The organism is Ezakiella coagulans (assembly GCF_003096635.1).
Lineage (GTDB): Bacteria > Bacillota > Clostridia > Tissierellales > Peptoniphilaceae > Ezakiella > Ezakiella coagulans.
The window spans coordinates 99,837-119,915 of the sequence record NZ_QEKV01000003.1 but is presented as its reverse complement, the minus strand read 5'-3'; the positions used below and the strand labels follow the sequence as shown (position 1 = coordinate 119,915).

Sequence of the window (20,079 nt, the reverse complement as noted above, 5' to 3'; positions counted from 1 at the left end):
AAGCAAAATCGTTAAAATCTCGATATTTAGATTGACAACAGGCCCCAAAAGGGTTATACTGTAGATACAAATGTAATTTTACATAGGGGTGATATTATTGAAGTTAGACAATTTAACATTTAAGGGCGGACTGCACATTCCGGAATTTAAAGAATTATCGGAAAAATGTAAAATTACAAGTCCGTCGGAAGTTGAAGAAGTAATCATTCCTCTTAGTCAACATGTAGGTGCTCCGTGTGAGGCACTTGTGAAGGTTGGAGATGAGGTATTGATGGGACAAAAAATCGGTGATAGCAGTGCTAATCTTTACGCTCCGGTTCATTCGAGTGTTTCAGGCACAGTCACAAAGATTGAAGAAAGATTTTTACTTGACGGAAGCAAAGCTACATGTGTTTATATTAAAAACAACCATAAAGACGAACCGGCATACAAGATATTGAATGACAATCTTGATTCTTTAACAAAAGAAGAAATTATTGCAAGAGTTAAAGAAGCGGGAGTTGTCGGTATGGGCGGTGCTGCTTTCCCTGCACATTCAAAGTTAAACGGTGCACTCACAGGTGTTGATTCAATTATTTTAAACGGTGCTGAATGTGAACCTTATTTGACATGTGACCACAGAATGATGCTCGAATGGGGCGAAAAAATCGTCGAAGGTTTGAGAGTCATTATGAAGGTTACAGGTGCAAAGGACGGCTATATTGGAATCGAAGACAATAAGCCTGATGCTATTGAAAATTTGAGAGCTATTGTAAAAAATTATCCAAATTTACATGTTGCGTCAGTCAAGACGAAGTTCCCACAAGGTGACTCATACAGAATGGTTGACTCCATTTTGGGTAGAAAAGTTCCTGAAGGCGGAAGAACAGGTAATGTCAATACGCTCGTAACGAATGTTGGAACTGCTGCAGCTATTGCAGATGCAGCTCTAAGAGGAATTCCTTCATACGAAAGAGTTGTTACAGTTACCGGAGACGGCGTAAAGAAACCTACAAATGTTTTGGCACGTGTTGGAACAAAAATCAGCGATTTGATTAAAATGGCTGACGGATTTAACGGATCCCCGAAAGCTATTGTTTCCGGAGGACCTATGACCGGATATTCACAATTTGACGGAACAACACCGGCTCAAAAGAATACATCGGGATTAATTGTTCTTCATAAGGACACTGCTACAGAATACGAAGTTTCACCTTGCATCAGATGTGCAAAGTGTGTACACGCATGCCCTGTTCATCTTTTACCTTTAAATATTGCAGCATACGCACTTGCAGGCAGATTTGAAGATACTGCGAAGTACCATGCAAACGCATGTATCGCATGCGGATCATGCTCATATATATGTCCTGCTCACAGACCGCTTACAGAGCTTGTGACAGCTTCTAAACGCGAACTTAGAGCGAGCGCAAAGAGGGCTAGATAGGAGGTTATTTATGGCTGAAAATAAAGATATGAAAGAAAATATTAATAAAACGGACGTAAATGCCGAAGTTATCCGTAAGAAAGAGCAAAGCGAAGCAACCGGTATCAATGCTAATGCAGGAAGCTCAAACGGACCGAAAGTTATTACGGCTACTGAAACAGTTGATAACAAAGTTCAAAACAACGATCCGGATAATACAAATCTAAAAGGATTTGACGATATGAATCTTGAGGAACTTGAAGTTGAAGAAGCTTTCAAGGCAAGGGACAACAAGTGGGCTGTAAGTCTTGCACCGCACTTAAGAACAAACAATACTACACAAAAAGTTATGCTGAGCGTAATCATTGCTTTGGCACCACAACTATTTTATTCAATTTATGCATTTGGATTTAATGCAGCACTTTTAATAGCATTATCAATTATAAGTTGTGTATTTTTCGAAGCAGCAACACAAAAAGCATTTAAGAAGCCGATTCTTGTCGGGGACTTATCTGCAGTTGTAACAGGTATGCTCTTGGCATTTAATATACCGGCAACAGCACCATGGTGGCTTCCGATAGTCGGCGGATTTTTCGCAATCGTTATTGCAAAAGAATTCTTCGGCGGAATCGGTCAAAACTTTGTAAACCCTGCACTTGCAGGAAGAGCTGCACTCATGATAAGCTGGCCGACAATCATGACAAATTACTCAAATCCTGACGGAATAACGGGACCTACTCCACTTCAAATAATGAAGGGAAGCGAAGGCGTTCTTCCAAGCATAAAGGATATGCTCATCGGTAATATCGGCGGTGTTCTCGGAGAAACTGCAACAATTTTACTTATCATAGGTTTCTTATATCTTGCAATTAAAAAGATTGCAGATTGGAAAATCACTGTTATCTATATTTTATCCACAATGTGCATGCTCTTTATACAAGGCATCAGAGGAGAAGCTTTACTATATCACCTACTCGGCGGCGGATTGATTTTGGGTGCATGTTTTATGGCAACCGACTTCGCAACTGCACCGATAAGCAATTTGGGCAGAGCTATATTTGCTATTGGATGCGGGGTTCTCACTGCACTAATAAGAGTTAGAGGCGGTATGGCTGAAGGGGTCAGTTATTCAATACTCATTATGAATACATTTGTTCCTTTAATTGACAGACTCACAAGACCAAGAATTTTCGGGGAGGCTAAAAAATAATGAAAGAAACTATTAAATTAGGTATTATCTTACTTTTGTTTTCTGTTTTTGCGGCTGGCATTCTTGGATTTACAAATAAAGTTACAGCCCCAATAATTGAACAAAGAGAAAAAGAACAAACTGAAAGAGCATACAGAGAATTGATTGAAGATGCCGACGAATTTGTATCTATCGAAGCTGACAAATTGGCTGAACTTCAAAAGACAAATAACAAACTTGTGGATGTTGTTAAAGCTGAAAAAGGCGGAGCTACTGTAGGTGTTCTTATCACGACAAACGGCGGCGGATACGGTGGAGATATCACAATCATGACCGGTGTTAAAGAGGGCAAAATCGTTGCTATAAAAGTCTTAAAACACAAAGAAACTCCTGATATCGGTACAAAAATTGAAAATGAAGATTTCCAAGCCGAATTTAATGATTTAAGTGCTACTGAAAATGTTAAGTTGGTTGCAACAAAAAAAGATGCTCAAGATGTTGAAAAAATTACGGGTTCAACCGTCAGCAGCAGAGGTGTAATCGCAGCTGTAAACTTAGCTATTGACACATACAAGGAGATTGAAAATGAATTATAAAAAGATTATAAAAGATGGTATTGTTAATAACAATCCAGTTCTTGTTCAACTTATAGGTTTATGTTCAGTTCTTGCTGTTTCAATAAATATTCAAAACGCAATCGCAATGGGACTTGCAGTTATATTTGTTACAACATTGTCCAACTTGACAATTTCTCTCATCAGAAAAGTTGTTCCAAGCAAGATCAGAATTCCTATTTACATTGTTGTTATCGCAACTTTCGTTACACTCGTAGATATGTTCTTAAACGCATACGTTCCGGCAGTTTACGCATCACTTGGACTGTTTATTCCTTTGATTGTTGTTAACTGTTTGATTTTGGCAAGAGCTGAAAGCTTTGCATCAAAGAATACAATTTTCCCATCAATCGTTGACGGATTCTCAAACGGATTCGGATATTTAGTGGCAATTGTAATTCTAGCATTCTTCAGAGAATTAATCGGCTCGGGAAAACTTTTGGGATATACTGTTCTTCCGGGATTCAATCCGATGAAACTTTTTGCAATGCCACCGGGAGCATTCATCATTTTGGGACTTATGATTTTTGCACTTAATGCATTTAAACAAAGGAAAGAGGCATAAGTATGAACGCATTTCAAATTATTATTTCAACAATTTTTGTAAATAACTATGTATTCAGTCAATTTTTGGGAATATGTCCATTCCTTGGTGTTTCTTCAAAAGTTGAAACTGCAACCGGTATGGCTGCAGCTGTAACATTCGTTGTTACAATTGCTTCTGTCATCACATGGGGCATACAAAAAGCAATACTTGACGTATATAACTTGCAATATTTGCAAACCATTGTATTTATTCTTGTCATTGCAAGTTTGGTACAATTTGTAGAAATGGTTATAAAGAAATTATCACCTGCACTTTATCAAGCAATGGGTGTTTTCTTACCACTTATTACAACGAACTGTGTGGTTCTCGGTGTTGCAATCATAAACATTCAAAATGACTATAGCCTTTTCAAAACCGTTGCAAACGCACTCGGTGCTTCAATCGGTTTCGGACTCGCACTCATTCTTATGAGTTCGCTCAGAGAAAGACTTGAACTTATTGACGTTCCAAAGCCACTAAAGGGATTCCCTCTTGCACTTATTGCTGCAGGTCTTATGAGTATCGCTTTCACAGGCTTTGCAGGATTAGTATAGGAGGTTTATAATGGAAATTTTAAAACCTGTTTTAGTTCTTGGAGTTTTGGGCTTATTGTTCGGTGTTTTATTGTCGATTGCATCAAAGGTTTTTGCAGTTAAGATGAATCCGGTTGTCGGAAACATTCTCGGTGTTTTGCCAGGTGCAAACTGTGGTGCTTGCGGATTTCCGGGATGCGAAGGACTTGCAAACGCTATAGCAGAAGGGAAAGCCCCAACAAATGCTTGTCCAATTGGTGGAAATGCCGTTGCACAAAAAGTTGCTGCAATTTTAGGCTCTGAAGCCGGAGAAGTTGTAAGACAAGTTGCCGTTGTAAGATGTAACGGAACTTGCGATCTTGCAAAAGATAAATATAAATACTACGGTATTAAAGACTGCAGATATATGGCACAAATCGGCGGCGGAAACAAAGCTTGCTCATATGGCTGCTTAGGATGTGGAACATGTAAAGACGTTTGTCCGTTCGATGCAATTGAAATGGTAAACGGAGTTGCTCACATTATTAAAGACAAATGTAAAGCATGTAATAAATGTGTTGTGATTTGTCCGAAGAAAATTATCGAACTTATGCCTTATGACAGACATACCGTTATCAAGTGTGCTTCACAAGACAAGGGTAAAACAGTTAGAGAAAACTGTAAAGTTGGCTGTATCGGATGTCAAATCTGTGTAAAGAAATGTCCGAAACAAACAATCAAGTTCGAAAACAACTTGGCTCACATCGATTACTCCGGATGTATCGACTGTAAGACATGCGTTAAGAATTGTCCGATGAAGACAATTCACGACGATCGTCCGGAAAAACCGAAGAAAGTTTTAACTCCGGAAGAAATCGAAGCATTAAAGGCAAAAAAAGCACAACAAGCTGCTGAAAAAGCTAAAGAAGAAAAAGCGGAAGAAACAACTAACGCTTAAGTAAAAAGGCTCCACAAGACTGTGGGGTCTTTTTTGATGTGTTTATGTAATTCGAAATACAAAAAAAGAAGCCTTTTGGGCTTCTAGAGTATTTGTTTCATCTTTTGATTTTTGATTGCAAGTTTATACTTTCCAGGGGAAATATTGTAGTATTTCTTAAATGTGACGGAGAAATGAGATTGGCTGCTGAAGCCGCACACATCGCTTATATAATCGAGGCTCTTTGAGCCCTCTATAAGCATTTCTTTAGCTTTTTTTACACGTAGCGAGTTTAGATATTCGCAAAATCTGTAGCCAGTTTTTTCACTGAAAAGTCTGCACAAATAGTTTTCTGTGACATTGTGCGTGTCTGATATTTGTTTCAACGTGACCTTGTTAAAGTAATTTTCATTTATTTCATTTATAACTTCTCGAATTAATTTATCATCATTGTTTTGAAGAACTTCGTCTGAAATTTCCTTGTATGAGTCAAGGATTGAATTTGAAATTTCTCGTAGTTCTTCATCTCCTTTTGCATTTAATATTCTTTCTCTATTATTTACAAATGTATGATTATAATTTTTCTGGTATTTAACGACATAAGTTGTATAAAGGAAAGTGTTTAATTCCGTTATATGCAATCTTAGATCTTCTTCGTTGTTTATGTTTGACAACTCTTCATCGAGTTTTTCTTTGCATAGAAAATATGTTTCCGGTCTTAAAAGTTGACTGATTGCCAAATAATTCATAGCATAAAACCCTCCTCTCATAGTCTATACATATATTATATATTAGAATTAAAAATTTTTCAAGGTTAGAGAGGGCTAACTTTTAAAAATATTTATGTTTATTGACTTGAGAAATGGGTATAACTATTGTATAATAAGAATGAACAATTTCATTGATATACAAGGAGGAAGACTATGAAAGTTAGCGTAATTTATTACACAGAAACAGGTAACACCGAAGCAATGGCAAATGCTATTGTTGAAGGTATTGAAAATGCAGGTGCTGAAGCAAATTTGGTAGATGTAAATGATGCAACTGCTGAAGATATCACAAGTGCAGATGCAGTAGCACTCGGATGTCCTGCAAAAGGTGATGAAGAGATAGAAGACACAACATTCAGACCATATCTCGAAGAAAATATGGATGAACTAAAAAATAAAAAAGTTGCAATTTTCGGTTCATATGCATGGAACGAAGGCGAATGGATTGAAACATGGAAAGCTGAAATGGAAGAAAATGGAATCACTCCTATCGAAGCATTGAAAGCTTATGACAATCCGGATGATGATGCACTTGAAGAATGCAGAGCACTCGGAGAAAAATTGGCAAAATAAGATTATAGGCATCCCGAAAGGGGTGCTTTTTTATTGGAAATTTAGTATTTTGTTTTGCGATGTTCTTATGAATGTTATTTTAAATAATTGAGTTATTACACATTTATAATAGAGAAGTTCTTTATATAATAATAAAGAACTTTTAATATTACGCAAGTTAACCGGTGTAGATAAGAATTATAAAAACTTCCATATTAATCATCAATAAATTTATTTTATTATTTCATAAAATTATTTTTTAAACAGTGATAAAATATAAAAAACTAAATTTTTATATGCTATACTTAATACAGTTAGCAATGACTAACCGATGTTTAAGGAGGCAATTATGAGAGTAACAATAATTTATTGGTCGGGAACAGGAAACACCGCTAGAATGGCTGAAGCAATTCAACAAGGAGCCGCTGAAGCCGGTGCAGAGACAAAACTTATAAATCTTTCCGAAGGTGTTGACGAAAAGGATTTGTTGGATGCTGACAGAATTGCACTCGGTTGTCCGGCAATGGGAGCTGAAGAACTCGAAGAAGAAGAGTTCAGACCTTTTTTTGACGATGCAAAACCTGTATTAAAGACAAAACCGGTTGCAATATTCGGTTCCTATGAATGGAATACAGGCGAATGGATGATAGATTGGGCTGAAGAATGTACAAATGACGGAATCAATCTTATCGGTTCGCTCGCAGCATACGACAATCCTGACGCTGAAGCAATTGAAAAATGTATTGCTTTGGGTAAACAGCTTGCGGAGTAATCCACTTTCCGGAGTTTAAATATTGTTGAGATGTTAAATTATTTTCCCTATGTAATTTTTAAATTTTGACTTAAACACCTAAACTCCTAGTATATTTTTTATCACGAAAAAAGAACCTGAGAATTATTTCTCAGGTTCTTTTTCTTTTTCTTCTTCTTTTGTCGCAAGAGAGAAGTATTTTCCTTTTTTATCCATCAATTCGTCGTGCGTACCCATTTCTATAATTCTTCCTTTTTCAAGAACAATTATATTGTCGCAGTGTCTTATAGTGGATAAACGGTGAGCGATAATGAATGAGGTTCTTCCTTCCATAAGGTGGTTAAGTCCTTCTTCGATATGCTTTTCAGTTTCGGTGTCGATCGATGCGGTTGCTTCGTCGAGCACCAATATTTTCGGGTCACGAATGATAGTGCGTGCGAACGTGACGATTTGTTTTTCACCGAGCGAGAGTCCGACGCCTTCACCATTAAGGTGTGTGTCGAGACCTTTTCTTAATCGCTTTAGAATCATTTCACCGCCCGCAAGATTCATCGCATTTATTATTTCATCGTCTGTAAATTTTTCTCCGAGTGTTACATTGTTTCTCAAAGTGTCATTGAAGATAAACGGATCTTGAAGGACAAGTGCCATTTTCTTTCTAAACGATTCTTTCGACAGTTTCGATATATCAGTATCGTCTATCGAAATGACACCGCTATCCGGGTTATAAAAGCGGAATATAAGGTTTATAATAGAGCTTTTACCAGAGCCGGTGTCGCCGACGATTGCGGTTTTTGAACCGTGCGGTGCACTAATGTCGATATTGTGTAGGACAGGATTGCCCTTGATATATGAAAATGAAACGTCTTTAAGTTCCACATCGCCCTTTACGTCATCAATTTCAATTTCGCCATCAAATTCATGCTCTTCTTCCATAAATTCAACCAAGTGGTGACTCGATGCGAGTGCCTTTTCAATGACATTTATACGTCTCAAAACTCCTTGAATCATATCGTAAATTTTTCCGTTGTAGTTCAAGAGAACGACCATAAATCCAATTGAAATTGTATTTGTACCGTTTAAAAATGAATATCCGGAAATGATTAAGATTAACAGAGTAGAGATGTTTGAAAGCAGGTTTGAGATGTTGAACGAAAAGAAAGAGTCAAACATTTCCATTCTCGTTCCGATTTTATATTGCTTTTGATTGAGCTTTGAAAACTCTTCGTTCACGCCTTCTGAAACGCCATATGCGCGTATTATGTCTGAGCCGTGAAGATGTTCATTAAGATCAGCAATTAATTTCGATTCGCCTTTTCTATATTCGATATTATATTTTGCGCTAAATTTGTTGTAGACATAGATAAGAAGAATTAAAATCGGAATTGGCAGTGTCAATATGAGTGCCGCTCTATAGTCGATTGTGAGCACATAAATTATCGAGGCGAGAATGAAGGAGATTGCGGAAAACATTCCGTCAAATCCGAGAAAGAACATATTTTTTATTTCTTCGACGTCTCCGACAATACGTCCGCTTATTTTTCCGACGGGTGTTTTGTCGAAGAACGATAGCGGGAGGTTCAGAGCGTGGTCGTACAAATCGCGTCTCAAGAAATGGCTCGCCTTGTTTGAAGTTCTTTTCAGTTGATATTGTTTTAAAAAGCTGATCACATTGCTCAAGAGTATCATCAAAAGATATATTGCTGCAGTTGTGAAAAAGCTTTTCGCATCTTTTATTCCGACTGTCGCGTCGATTTCCTTGTCGATCAATTTTTGCAAAAAGAGCGGAGTGACAAGTGTCAGGGCAGTGGTTCCAATCGAGAGAACAACACCCAACATGAGCGACCACTTGACTGATTTGAAAGTTCTGTAAATCAGTTTCAGTGTGCCTTTTCTAAATGTTTTTTCGTTATAAAGTTTACTCATGGCTGACCTCCTGAATCATGGCTTGTTCATAGAACCAGCCTTTATTTTTGAGGAGCTCGTCATAAGTTCCGATTTCGGAAATTGCTCCGTCGTCAAGCACGATGATTTCGTCGCAGTCTTTTATTGCACTTATTTTGTGGCTCGACATGACGACGATTTTGTCACCCATAAGTTTTTCCAAATTTTCCAAAATGTTTTGCTCGGTCTTGTTGTCAACTGCGGAAAGCACGTCGTCAAGCACGAGCATGTCGACGTCTTTTAAGACGGCACGCGACAGACTGACGCGTTGCTTTTGTCCGCCGGAGAGGGAAACACCCATCTCGCCCGAGAGTGTGTGTACTCCGAGAGGAAGGGAGCCGATGTCCTTTTCAAAGTCGGAAACTTTTATCGCATTTTCCACTTCTGTATCAGTCGCATTTCTGTAGAAAGCAATATTTTCTTTTATAGTTTTCGAGTAGAGAAAATGCTCCTGCGGTACGTATCCGATGTTTTTCTTTAAATCATCGAGTGAAATTTCCTTGATGTCTGAGCCGTTGATCTTAACATGGCCGCTGAAATTCGGATATTCGTTTATAATAACGCGCAACAAACTCGTCTTGCCGCTTCCGGTTTTTCCGACAATTCCATATCTTTTTCCTTTTTGAAATGAAAGATTTATATTTTTCAGCTCAAAGCTGTCATTTCCCGGATATGAGAAATAAACATTATTCATTTCGATTTTATCTATGGATTTAATTTTTTCAGTGCCTTTGTATTCTTTGAAGTCGTCATCATAGTCTATTATTTCTCCGATTCTTCTAAGAGATGTGTTTCCTTCTTTTAATACAACTATCAAATCCGAAAGACCGTAAGCAGGCCATTCGAGAAAATAGAGGTAGAGTGAGAAGGTCACGAGTTGTCCGTAAGAAAGACTTCCGTGCTTTATGAGCGATGCTCCCACAATGAAAGCGATGATTGAGAAAAATCCGATTCCTATTTCCGTGACAGGCATATAGAGCGCTGTGAGCTTTGTGAGTCGAAGGTCTTTTGCCAAATTGTCGTCGACGGATTTGAGATAATTCTCTTTTTTAACTTTGCCGACAACGAATGCTTTGATAACTTTTATTGCACTCATGTCCTCGATTGTCTTTTGGTTCAAAGTGTCCAAACTTCTTTGATATGCTTCGTAAGTCGGGTCATATCTCGTTGAAATCTTTGTAATTATAAAGACCATAACAGGAAGCGCAACCATTGAAATGAGCGCCAAAAGAGTTGAAATCCTTGCCATACAAATAAATATCAAAATAGGCATTATCGCACCGTCTACGATGGTCATAAATCCGTAGCCCACGACATCCGAAACGCGCATTGTGTCCGATGTCGCCTTGTTTATTATTTCGCTTATAGTATTTCTTTTGAAAAAAACCGGACTTTGGAGAAGCGATTTACTCAAAATCATTTTTTTGAGATTTGCGCTTACATAGTAGTAGTTTCTGAAGATTATATAATTCCATATTGCATCCGAAATATAGATAAATATCGACATGAATGAGAGAATGTATATATCTTTTATTAGAATCTCCTTTGTCAAAGTTCCGCTTTTTACGAAGTCCGCCATCTCTCCGATGAGCTTCGGAAGAACAATTGAACCGTAAGCGGACAAAATGTTCAGAATGAGCGCAAAGAAGAGGGCATATCTGTATTTTTTGATTAATTTATAGTATTTTTTTATGTTTTTCATAAAACCTCGCGTAAATTATTCTTCGTGATAGACACAAATCTCGTCAAAGCTGCGACGTTTTTTCGGTCTATCTTTTTCCTCCTTTTGATAACCCAGCGCGATTACAATTGCAACTTTATTTTTGTCGCCGATAATTTACTGAATCTCTTTTTCTTTGTAGAGCCCGAGAATGCAACTCGAAACTCCGAGCTCAAGAGCTCTGTAACAAATCGCGGAAACGGCGATGCCTATATCTATCGGCACCCAATCGTTATATTGGGCGAGATTTATAGCTTTTAATGCAATATTTCTTCTGTCTTCAGTGATAACAATAAAAGCAGGCACATTATCTATGAACCTGTTATACATACCTCTTGCTTTTGAAACACGTCGTGCTGCATTTTTAGTGCAAATATGTATTTTATATTGTTGTGAGTTGACGGCAGAAGGTTGTAGTCGTGCTGCGTCAGCAATTTCGTCTAAAATATTTTTATCAATTTCAGTATCCAAAAAATCTCTGCAAGAGTATCTTTTTTGGACCAAGTCTCTAAATGTCATTTCTTTTATGCACAATTGATGCACCTCCAATTTGAAATAGTGTTTCACACACTTTTTATTCTAACATATTTTAATCATTATTACAATTGCAAAAACGGCGAAATGTTCAAGTTATCGCACTTGAAAATAAGCATGATTTATAATATAATTTAGTAAAGGGTTTACTTTTATTTAAAGGAGTATTTATGGAACTGATTTTTATTGTTTTTTTAATTATGTTCAGCGCATTTTTTTCTTCATCGGAAACGGCTGTAACTTCAACTAAATCATATAAGCTTAGAAAATACATAGATGAAGGGAATAAAAATGCTATAATTTTCAATGATTTGATTGAAAATTCCGCAAAGACGATTTCTGCAATTTTGATTGGAAACAATATAGTAAATATTATTGCACCGAGTATTTCAACACTTTACTTTGTTTCGAAATTCGGCGGAAGAGGTGTGACTTATTCCACTATTGTTATGACGGTGACTCTACTCATTTTTGGAGAAATTCTTCCGAAAACATTAGCTGGAAATAATGCATTGAACTATGGCCTTTTTGTTGCACCTATCATAAAATTTTTCGTTGTGATTTTAACGCCTATAAATATATTTTTTACTGCACTCACAAAGCTTTTCTTGAAAGAAGACGAAGGTGAGAAGATAACAGAAGACGATTTAATCGGAATTTTAAATGAAGGACACGAAGAGGGCATTGTTGAATCTTCGGAAAAAGATATGATTGAAAATGTTTTCGATTTAACCGATTCAAAAGCAAGCGATATTATGACACCGAGAACTTCGATTGTCGCAGTTCCGATTGATATTACTTACGACGACCTATTAAATATGGTTAAGGATACACACTTTTCGAGATTGCCGGTTGTCGGAGAAAATATAGACGACATTGTCGGGCTTTTGTATGTTAAAGATTTGGTTGGACAAAAAAAGGAATCATTTAATTTAAAGAGTATTTTGAGACCGGCATATTTTCAGTTTGAATCAAATTCAAGCTACAAGCTTTTGACAGATTTAAAAAAACACAAAAGTACTATTGCAATTTTGGTTGACGAATACGGTGGAACTTCCGGACTTGTCACTATTGAAGACATCGTTGAAGAAATTGTGGGCGACATCGATGATGAATATGATGAAGTGAGCACACCGGTGCGACGCATTTCAAAGGGACAGTATTCAGTTAAAGGTGATATGGACCTTGAAGATGTGAACGATGCACTCGGAACGAATTTTACAAGTGATGACTATGAATCAATCGGCGGTTTTGTTATAGGTCTTGCCGGGAAATTTCCAAAACGCGGCGAGGTATATTTTGCCGACGGATACGAGTTTGTTATTGAAAGAGCTGAGGGCTGTACAATTTCACGTATAAGAATCAGAAAAGAACAATAGAAAAGGGGCAACTATGGCTTTTACTCACTTGCATCTTCACACCGAGTACTCACTTCTTGACGGCGAGATAAAAATAGAGGATTTGGTTAAAAGGGCGAAAGAACTGAATATGAAATCAGTTGCTATAACCGATCACGGCAACATGTTTGGCGCGGTTAATTTTTACAAAGCACTGAAAAAAGAGGGAATCAAGCCTATAATAGGTTCAGAGATTTATATATCTAAAGGTGATCACAAAAGCAAAACTCCTGAGGACAAGGAGTACTATCACCTTATTTTGTTATGCAAAAATAATGACGGGCTTAAAAATCTTTTTAAAATTTCAACAGAAAGCTGGCAAAACGGTTTTTATTACAAACCGAGAATCAGCCGCGAGTTTTTGAAAGAGCACAACGAAGGGCTTATTGCACTTTCGGCATGTCTTAGCGGTGAGATTCAAAGAAAATATTTGAATCGGGATTTGAAGGGTGCAAGAGAAGCGTTTGAATTTTACAAAGAAACATTTGGAGATGATTTTTATCTTGAAATTCAAAACCACGGTATTCAAGATGAAACACTTGTTAAGAATTTTTTTAAGGAGCTTTCGAAGAACACCGGGACAAAAATTGTCGCAACTAACGACTGTCACTATTTAAACAAAGAAGATGCCATGATTCAGGAAATACTTATGGCGATTGCGACAGGAAAGACTTTACAGGATGAGGACAGGATGAAGTTTGAATCCGACGAGTTTTATTTTAAAAGTGAAGAAGAAATGGCTGAAAGATTTGTGGACATTCCGGAAGCTATTTCAAACACTGAAGAAGTCGCGGAAAAGTGCAATGTCGAATTTGAATTCGGTCACTATCATTTGCCGAATTTCGAAGTGCCGAACGGTGAAGATCACTTTGAATATTTGAAGAGAGTGACGCTTGAAGGTTTGATGGAAAGATACGGAGTTGACGGAAAAATTCCGGAACAGGTTCTTGAGAGAATGGAGCATGAACTGGGGATTATAAAGAGCATGGGATTTGTCGACTATTTCCTTATTGTGCAGGATTTTATTTTGTTTGCACAAAAGAAGGGGATTCCTGTAGGCCCTGGACGTGGTTCGAGCGTCGGCTCAATTGTATGTTATGCACTCGGCATCGTCGACATGGACCCATTAAAATACGATTTATATTTCGAAAGATTTTTAAATCCGGAAAGGGTCACAATGCCGGATATCGACATCGACTTTTGCTACGAAAGGCGGGGCGAGGTCATAGAATATGTCAGGGAAAAATATGGCGAAAACCAAGTCGCTCAAATTGCAACTTTCGGAACTATGCAGGCGAAAGGTGCGATTCGAGATGTAGGTCGTGTACTCGGTCTAAATTATAACTTTGTCGACAGGGTTGCAAAGATGGTGCCGTTTGCTCTAGATATGACAATCGACAAAGCGTTGGAGCAAAATCCGGAGCTTAAAGAATTTTATGAAACAAACGAAGATGTAAAAAAACTTATAAATTTCAGTAAGCGTATTGAAGGACATGTAAGACATATTTCTACTCATGCAGCGGGAGTTGTTATTTCAAAAAATCCGCTCGTTGAATATGCACCGCTTGCAATCGCATCAGATATTTTGGTCACGCAGTTCGACATGACAACTCTTGAAGAACTGGGTCTATTAAAGATGGACTTTTTGGGGCTTAGAACGCTAACTGTTATCGATGATGCAATAAAGATGATTCAAGAAAACTACAACAAAGAAGTCACTTTCAAAGATATGGCATTGACGGATCCTGAAACAATCAAACTTTTCAGAGATGTTGACACAATAGGTGTTTTTCAATTTGAATCGCCGGGAATGCGAAACTTTTTGAAAGAACTTAAAGTCGAGAGATTTGAAGATTTGATTGCGGCAAACTCGCTTTTTAGACCGGGACCGATGAACTCAATTCCGGATTTTTGCAGGAGAAAAAATGGCGAGGAAAAAGTAAACTACGGACATCCGATTTTGGAAGAAATTTTGAAGGACACTTATGGTGTCATCGTTTTCCAAGAACAGGTTATGGCAATTGTTGAAAAAGTTGGAGGCTACACGCTTGGACAGGCTGACAATATAAGACGTGCGATGAGTAAAAAGAAAATGGATGTCATGGAAAGAGAACGTCCTATTTTTGTCGACGGCGCAATTAAAAAAGGTTTCAGTGCCGAACTTGCAAACGGCATATATGACGATATGATAGACTTTGCAAAATATGCGTTTAATAAATCACACTCGGCGGTTTACAGTCTTGACGCATGGAGAACTGCGTGGCTCAAGGTGCACTATCCGAAAGAATTTTTTGCAAGTATTTTAACTTCGATTGCAGGAGATCAATCGAAGATGCAACTTTATGTCGACGAAGCGAGAAAATTCGGAGTGACGATTTTAAAACCGTCTGTGAATGAGTCAAACTGGGCATTTAAAACTGAAGGCGACGGAGTTAGATTTGGACTTAAAGGAGTTAAAGGTCTCGGAGTAAATACGGTGCGTGCGATTATGACAGCGCGCGAAAAAGGCAAATTCGAAAGTATGAAAGAGATGTTTGACAGAGTTTATTCGATTGATAAAACAGCTTTAAACAAGCGTTCAATCGAATCTTTGGTATATTCAGGGGCTTTTGATGCGCTTGGAATAAACAGACGCACAGCACTAAACACATATGAGGGCATTTTATCTTCACTTTCGCTTGAAAGAAAATCGAATATCGAGGGACAGTTTTCAATGTTCGGAGGAGCGGGAAGTGCGAAAGAACAAACCGCACACTACGAGGAATTTGACGACGACGAGCTGCTTGCAAAAGAAAGAGAAGTGCTCGGAGTTTATGTTTCAAGTCATCCGCTCAGACAATATGAAGATGTGATTAAAAAAGTTGCTTCGACGACGAGAAACGATATTTTTGAAAGCTATGAGGATTATCTTTCAAACGGCGTGCCGATGAAGTTTTCAAGGGTAACTCTTGCAGGTTTTATAAAGGAATGTAGATTTACACTAACAAAAAAGAATGAAAAGATGGCGATTATAAGTTTTGAAGATTTAACGGGGCTTATTGAAGCGGTTGTTTTTCCATCACAGTATGCAAAACTTCAAAGATATATAAGAACAGGTGCGAAGATTGTGATTCGCGGAACTATAAATTACAGCGATGTGAGAGAGCCGAATATAATTGTGAACGATATCGAGCCTTTGTCATTGATTGACAAGGTTTATATAAGGGTAATAAAAGGGTGTGGAGACACTATTCTCGACACGGCGAAGGATTTTATAAGAAGGAATCCGGGAACGTCAGAAGCGGTTTTCTATTTTGAAGAAACAGGCGAGAGCGGAGTTTTTCCTGAGGCATCGAATTTAAATGCTACGCAGGAAAATCTCGAAAGTTTAAAGAAAATATTGGGAGAGGCGAATGTAAAGGTCGCAGAATAAATATGAAAAGAATTGCAATTTTAACAAGCGGCGGCGATGCTCCGGGCATGAATGCCGCGATAAGAGCTGTTGTAAGAACGGCTATTTATAACAATATAGAGATATATGGCGTGAAGATGGGCTACAACGGTCTCATAAACGGTGATATTTTTAAGATGGAGCTCTCGAGTGTAGCTGATATAATTCACAGAGGCGGTACAATTTTAGGCACTGCAAGATCGGATGAATTTATGACGGACGAAGGGAAACAAAAAGCACTTGAATCGCTCAGGAAAAACGGTATTGAAGGCGTAGTTGTAATCGGTGGTGACGGTAGTATGAGGGGGGCTTTATCTCTTCATAAACTTGGAGTTAAGACAATTTCGATTCCTGCAACTATCGACAACGATTTGGGCTATACTGATTACACGATTGGATTTATGACGGCACTTGAAACTGTTGCGGACGCGATAAGCAGGTTGAGAGATACTTCATCGGCGCATGGCAGGGCGAATATTGTCGAAGTTATGGGAAGAAACTGTGGAGATATTGCACTTTATTCGGGTCTTGCCGGGGGAGCGGAAACGATTTTCGTTCCGGAAGAACTTGTTAATATCGATGAACTTGTTTCAAAGGCGATAAGCGGAATAAAACGTGGAAAAAGGCACCATATTATTGTTGTTGCTGAAGGTTCGACCGACACTTATAGGCTTAGAGATGTTTTCGAGGAGCGTACGGGAATCGAAACTAGAGTCACCGTTTTGGGTCACGTTCAACGAGGAGGCACTCCGACAGTTTTTGATAGAATTTTGGGAAGCAGAATGGGATATGAGGCTGTTGTGCTTTTAAAAGACGGGGAGTCGGGACTTTCACTTGGGATGAAGGCAAATGAAATATTTAAATCAGATATTGAAGATGCACTTTCAAAGGAGAAGATTTTTAACTCAAAGATGCTTGACATCGCAAGGATATTGTCCATTTAAAACAGGAGGGGTATTTTGAAAAAAACAAAAATTGTTGCAACAATAGGTCCGGCTTCGGATTCGGAGGAAATGCTTGAGAGGCTTATAAATCTTGGTGTGAATGTTATGAGACTTAATTTTTCTCATGGAACACACGAGGAGCATCAACTTAGAATCGATAGGATTAAAAAAGTTCGAGAAAAATTAAATGTTCCCATTGCAATAATGCTTGATACAAAGGGTCCGGAAATAAGAATCGGAACTTTTAAAAACGGCAAGATAAATATTGAACAAGGTCAAAATTTTACACTTACAACGGAAGATATTTATGGAGATGATACTAAAGTTTCGGTTTCATATAAAGACATTTCAAATGATGTAGTTGTCGGCGGTCGAGTTTTGATTGATGACGGGCTTGTCGAATTTAATATTGTAGATAAAGATGAAAAAAATGTGCACATGGTCGCCGTAAACAGCGGGGAACTTTCCGACAGAAAAGGTGTTAATATTCCGGACGCGAAGGTGAAACTTCCGGCACTCACACCTGGCGACATAAGTGACATAATTTTCGGAATAAAGAACGATGTCGACTATATTGCAGCAAGTTTTATTAGGACGAGGGAAGACGTGCTTTCCATAAGGAGGATTCTTGAGGAGAACGACGGCTATAAAATCGGAGTGATTTCTAAAATCGAAAACAGGGAAGGCGTTCACAATATGGATGCGATTCTCGAAGTTTCAGACGGGATAATGATTGCGAGGGGAGACCTTGGAGTCGAGATAAATCCGGAAGAAATCCCGCATGTTCAAAAAGAACTCATAAAAAAGTGTAACGAAGCCGGAAAAATCTCAATCACTGCGACGCAGATGCTCGACTCGATGATAAGGAATCCGAGACCGACGAGAGCGGAAGTGATGGACGTTGCGAATGCGATAATCGACGGAACAAGTGCAGTAATGCTTTCGGGCGAGACGGCTGCGGGAAAATATCCGGATAAATCGGTCGATATGATGGCGAGAATTGCGATTTCGACCGAAGATGGCGAGGAATACAGGAGAGTTTCAGGAATGATTGCTGAGAAACACATGGTCAGTATAACAAACTCGATTGCAAACAGCGCCGTTAACATTGCTAACAATTTGGGAGCGAGTGCGATTATAAGTCTCTCAAAAAGCGGCGGAACCGCAAGAGCGATTTCAAAATTCAGACCTAAGACGGATATTATTGCAATAACGCCAAGTGAGAGAGTTTTGAGAAAACTTTCACTTGAGTGGGGTGTTTATCCAATTTTAGTTAGTGAAGGCAAGGATGCTGACAAAATATTTGAAGAAGGCATAAATAAATGCATGGGAAATATATTAAAGGAAGGAGATCTCGTTGTTTTAACAGCAGGGTTACCGGTTGGTAAAAGCGGTTCAACCAATATGCTTAAAGTCGAGATATTGTCAAAGATGTTAGGAAAAGGAATGGGAATTGGAACCGGAAAGGTTACAGCAAGAGCAGTTATTGCAAATTCTGCTGAAGAATTATTGAGTGATTTTAAAGATGGAGATATTATTGTCACAATCGGTATGGAAAGGGATATGGTTTCGTTTGTTGGAAGAGCGGGTGCAATTGTTACCGAAGAGGGCGGCCTTACAAGCAGTGGTGCTATAATCGGCCTTAATTTAAAAGTGCCGACAATAGTTGGAGTTGCCGATGCGACAAAGAATATAAAGACCGGGGATATTATAACTGTTGACATTAAGACAGGAGAAATTTTTAAGGGAGTGATAGAACATGAGTAAAGTTGTTTATATTGTCGGGTCACTACGAAAAGATTCTTACAACAAAAAATTAGCAGAAAGAATGCAAGAAGTGACAGGCGGAGAAGTAGTTTGCTTAAATGATATGGTTTTTATGAACGAAGACCTTGAAGCAAACCCGCCAAAAGTTGTAAGTGATTTAAGAGAAAAAGTTGTTTCTTCTGACAGAATTGTTTTTGTAAGTCCGGAATATAATTACACAGTTCCGGGAACCCTTAAAAACGCAATCGATTGGCTGAGCCGTCCTTATGGCGACAATAAACCGGCAATCATCGGAAAATCCGCAGCAGTTTGTGGAGCATCGCTTTCATTTATCGGAACTGCAAGAATGCAAAAGGATTTAAAGGGAATTTTGGCAATGCTTGGAGTGAAATTTTATCCGAAGGATTTGTTTGTTTCGATAAATATGGAAACGGGCACTTGGGATGAACAAACAGACGAAAGAATTGTTTCTTTTGCGGAGGGACTTTAGATGAGACAAAGTTGGGATGAATATTTTATGGATATTACAAGAAAAGTTGCTGAAAGGTCAACTTGTGACCGTGCATTTGTCGGGTGTGTTCTTGTAAATTCGGACCATAGAATTGTTTCGACCGGATACAACGGAAGTGTAAGCGGAAATCCTCACTGCATCGATGTCGGTCACACAATGAGAGATGGACACTGCATTGCAACTATTCACGCCGAGATGAATGCACTTTTATATTGTGCAAAGGAAGGAATTTCGGTCAAAGGTTGTACGGCATATGTTACGCATTTTCCGTGTCTAAATTGCACGAAGAGTCTTATTCAAGCGGGTATAACTAGAATTGTTTATGAAAATAGCTACAGAATTGACGATTATGCACTTGAACTTTTAAACAGAAACAATATTGAAGTTATAAAAATTGCGAATTAAAATATTATTATCGGAGCGAATTTTCTGCTCCGATTTTTTATAATGAAAAAAATTTTTTTATTTAAAATTTTTTATATTTTTCTATTGACAAAATTTTTTGGTTCGTGTAAAATA

Annotated in this window: 18 protein-coding genes; 14 read left to right on the top strand and 4 right to left on the bottom strand. The window is 38.2% G+C overall.

Annotated features, from left to right (window positions below; translation table 11 throughout):
* The first annotated feature begins 88 nt into the window (after positions 1-88).
* From rsxC to C7381_RS03380, 6 genes are all read left to right on the top strand, one after another.
* On the top strand, positions 89-1,423 hold the full coding sequence (gene rsxC, locus C7381_RS03405) for an electron transport complex subunit RsxC (RefSeq protein WP_245893716.1): 1,335 nt from the start codon (positions 89-91) through the stop codon (positions 1,421-1,423).
* Between the two features lie 220 nt (positions 1,424-1,643).
* Positions 1,644-2,612 carry an RnfABCDGE type electron transport complex subunit D gene (locus C7381_RS03400; RefSeq protein WP_116479952.1) on the top strand — a complete coding sequence of 323 codons (969 nt, stop codon included), beginning with the start codon at positions 1,644-1,646 and terminating at the stop codon, positions 2,610-2,612.
* The gene (locus C7381_RS03395; RefSeq protein ID WP_116479890.1) at positions 2,612-3,187 is read left to right on the top strand and encodes an RnfABCDGE type electron transport complex subunit G; all 576 of its coding nucleotides are present in this window, start codon (positions 2,612-2,614) and stop codon (positions 3,185-3,187) included. The genes C7381_RS03400 and C7381_RS03395 overlap by 1 nt, the downstream gene beginning before the upstream one ends.
* Complete coding sequence (gene rsxE / locus C7381_RS03390; RefSeq protein ID WP_034546143.1) at positions 3,177-3,770, top strand: electron transport complex subunit RsxE; 594 nt, start codon at positions 3,177-3,179, stop codon at positions 3,768-3,770. The genes C7381_RS03395 and rsxE overlap by 11 nt, the downstream gene beginning before the upstream one ends.
* 2 nt (positions 3,771-3,772) lie before the next feature.
* A complete protein-coding gene (rsxA, locus tag C7381_RS03385; RefSeq protein ID WP_116479889.1) occupies positions 3,773-4,345 on the top strand; it encodes an electron transport complex subunit RsxA in 573 nt (190 codons plus the stop codon).
* Positions 4,346-4,355: 10 nt separating this feature from the next.
* Positions 4,356-5,261: an RnfABCDGE type electron transport complex subunit B gene (locus C7381_RS03380; protein WP_034546135.1), complete on the top strand. Its 906-nt coding sequence runs from the start codon at positions 4,356-4,358 to the stop codon at positions 5,259-5,261.
* Between the two features lie 83 nt (positions 5,262-5,344).
* Here C7381_RS03380 and C7381_RS03375 read toward each other — a convergent pair whose 3' ends face one another.
* The gene (locus C7381_RS03375; protein WP_034546132.1) at positions 5,345-5,989 is read right to left on the bottom strand and encodes a helix-turn-helix domain-containing protein; all 645 of its coding nucleotides are present in this window, start codon (positions 5,987-5,989) and stop codon (positions 5,345-5,347) included.
* A 174-nt stretch (positions 5,990-6,163) separates the two neighbouring features.
* Here C7381_RS03375 and C7381_RS03370 point away from each other — a divergent pair, with 174 nt between their 5' ends.
* Both C7381_RS03370 and C7381_RS03365 read left to right on the top strand, forming a co-directional pair.
* Positions 6,164-6,583: a flavodoxin gene (locus C7381_RS03370; RefSeq protein WP_034546130.1), complete on the top strand. Its 420-nt coding sequence runs from the start codon at positions 6,164-6,166 to the stop codon at positions 6,581-6,583.
* 325 nt (positions 6,584-6,908) lie between these two features.
* On the top strand, positions 6,909-7,334 hold the full coding sequence (locus C7381_RS03365; protein WP_034546205.1) for a flavodoxin: 426 nt from the start codon (positions 6,909-6,911) through the stop codon (positions 7,332-7,334).
* Positions 7,335-7,457: 123 nt separating this feature from the next.
* Here C7381_RS03365 and C7381_RS03360 read toward each other — a convergent pair whose 3' ends face one another.
* From C7381_RS03360 to C7381_RS03350, 3 genes are all read right to left on the bottom strand, one after another.
* Positions 7,458-9,239, bottom strand: a complete 1,782-nt coding sequence (locus C7381_RS03360; RefSeq protein WP_116479888.1) for an ABC transporter ATP-binding protein — start codon at positions 9,237-9,239, stop codon at positions 7,458-7,460.
* Entirely contained in the window at positions 9,232-10,959 is a 1,728-nt protein-coding gene (locus C7381_RS03355; protein WP_116479887.1) for an ABC transporter ATP-binding protein, read from the bottom strand. Before C7381_RS03355 ends, C7381_RS03360 begins: the two co-directional genes overlap by 8 nt.
* Positions 10,960-11,094: 135 nt before the next feature.
* Positions 11,095-11,511, bottom strand: coding sequence for a nitroreductase family protein (locus C7381_RS03350; protein ID WP_116479886.1), 417 nt, complete (start codon positions 11,509-11,511; stop codon positions 11,095-11,097).
* A gap of 170 nt (positions 11,512-11,681) precedes the next feature.
* Between C7381_RS03350 and C7381_RS03345 the strand changes: the two genes are divergently transcribed.
* Genes C7381_RS03345 through C7381_RS03320 form a run of 6 tightly spaced genes read left to right on the top strand, consistent with a single transcriptional unit; the run spans position 11,682 to position 19,965 of the window.
* On the top strand, positions 11,682-12,890 hold the full coding sequence (locus C7381_RS03345) for a hemolysin family protein (protein WP_034546122.1): 1,209 nt from the start codon (positions 11,682-11,684) through the stop codon (positions 12,888-12,890).
* A 13-nt stretch (positions 12,891-12,903) separates the two neighbouring features.
* Positions 12,904-16,320 (top strand): DNA polymerase III subunit alpha, encoded by a 3,417-nt coding sequence (locus tag C7381_RS03340; RefSeq protein ID WP_116479885.1) that lies wholly within the window; start codon positions 12,904-12,906, stop codon positions 16,318-16,320.
* Positions 16,321-16,322: 2 nt separating this feature from the next.
* Positions 16,323-17,282, top strand: coding sequence for a 6-phosphofructokinase (pfkA, locus tag C7381_RS03335; RefSeq protein WP_116479884.1), 960 nt, complete (start codon positions 16,323-16,325; stop codon positions 17,280-17,282).
* Positions 17,283-17,297: 15 nt separating this feature from the next.
* Positions 17,298-19,049, top strand: coding sequence for a pyruvate kinase (pyk, locus tag C7381_RS03330; protein WP_116479883.1), 1,752 nt, complete (start codon positions 17,298-17,300; stop codon positions 19,047-19,049).
* Positions 19,042-19,539: an NADPH-dependent FMN reductase gene (locus tag C7381_RS03325; RefSeq protein ID WP_116479882.1), complete on the top strand. Its 498-nt coding sequence runs from the start codon at positions 19,042-19,044 to the stop codon at positions 19,537-19,539. Before pyk ends, C7381_RS03325 begins: the two co-directional genes overlap by 8 nt.
* On the top strand, positions 19,540-19,965 hold the full coding sequence (locus C7381_RS03320; protein ID WP_034546113.1) for a deoxycytidylate deaminase: 426 nt from the start codon (positions 19,540-19,542) through the stop codon (positions 19,963-19,965).
* Positions 19,966-20,079: the final 114 nt, after the last annotated feature.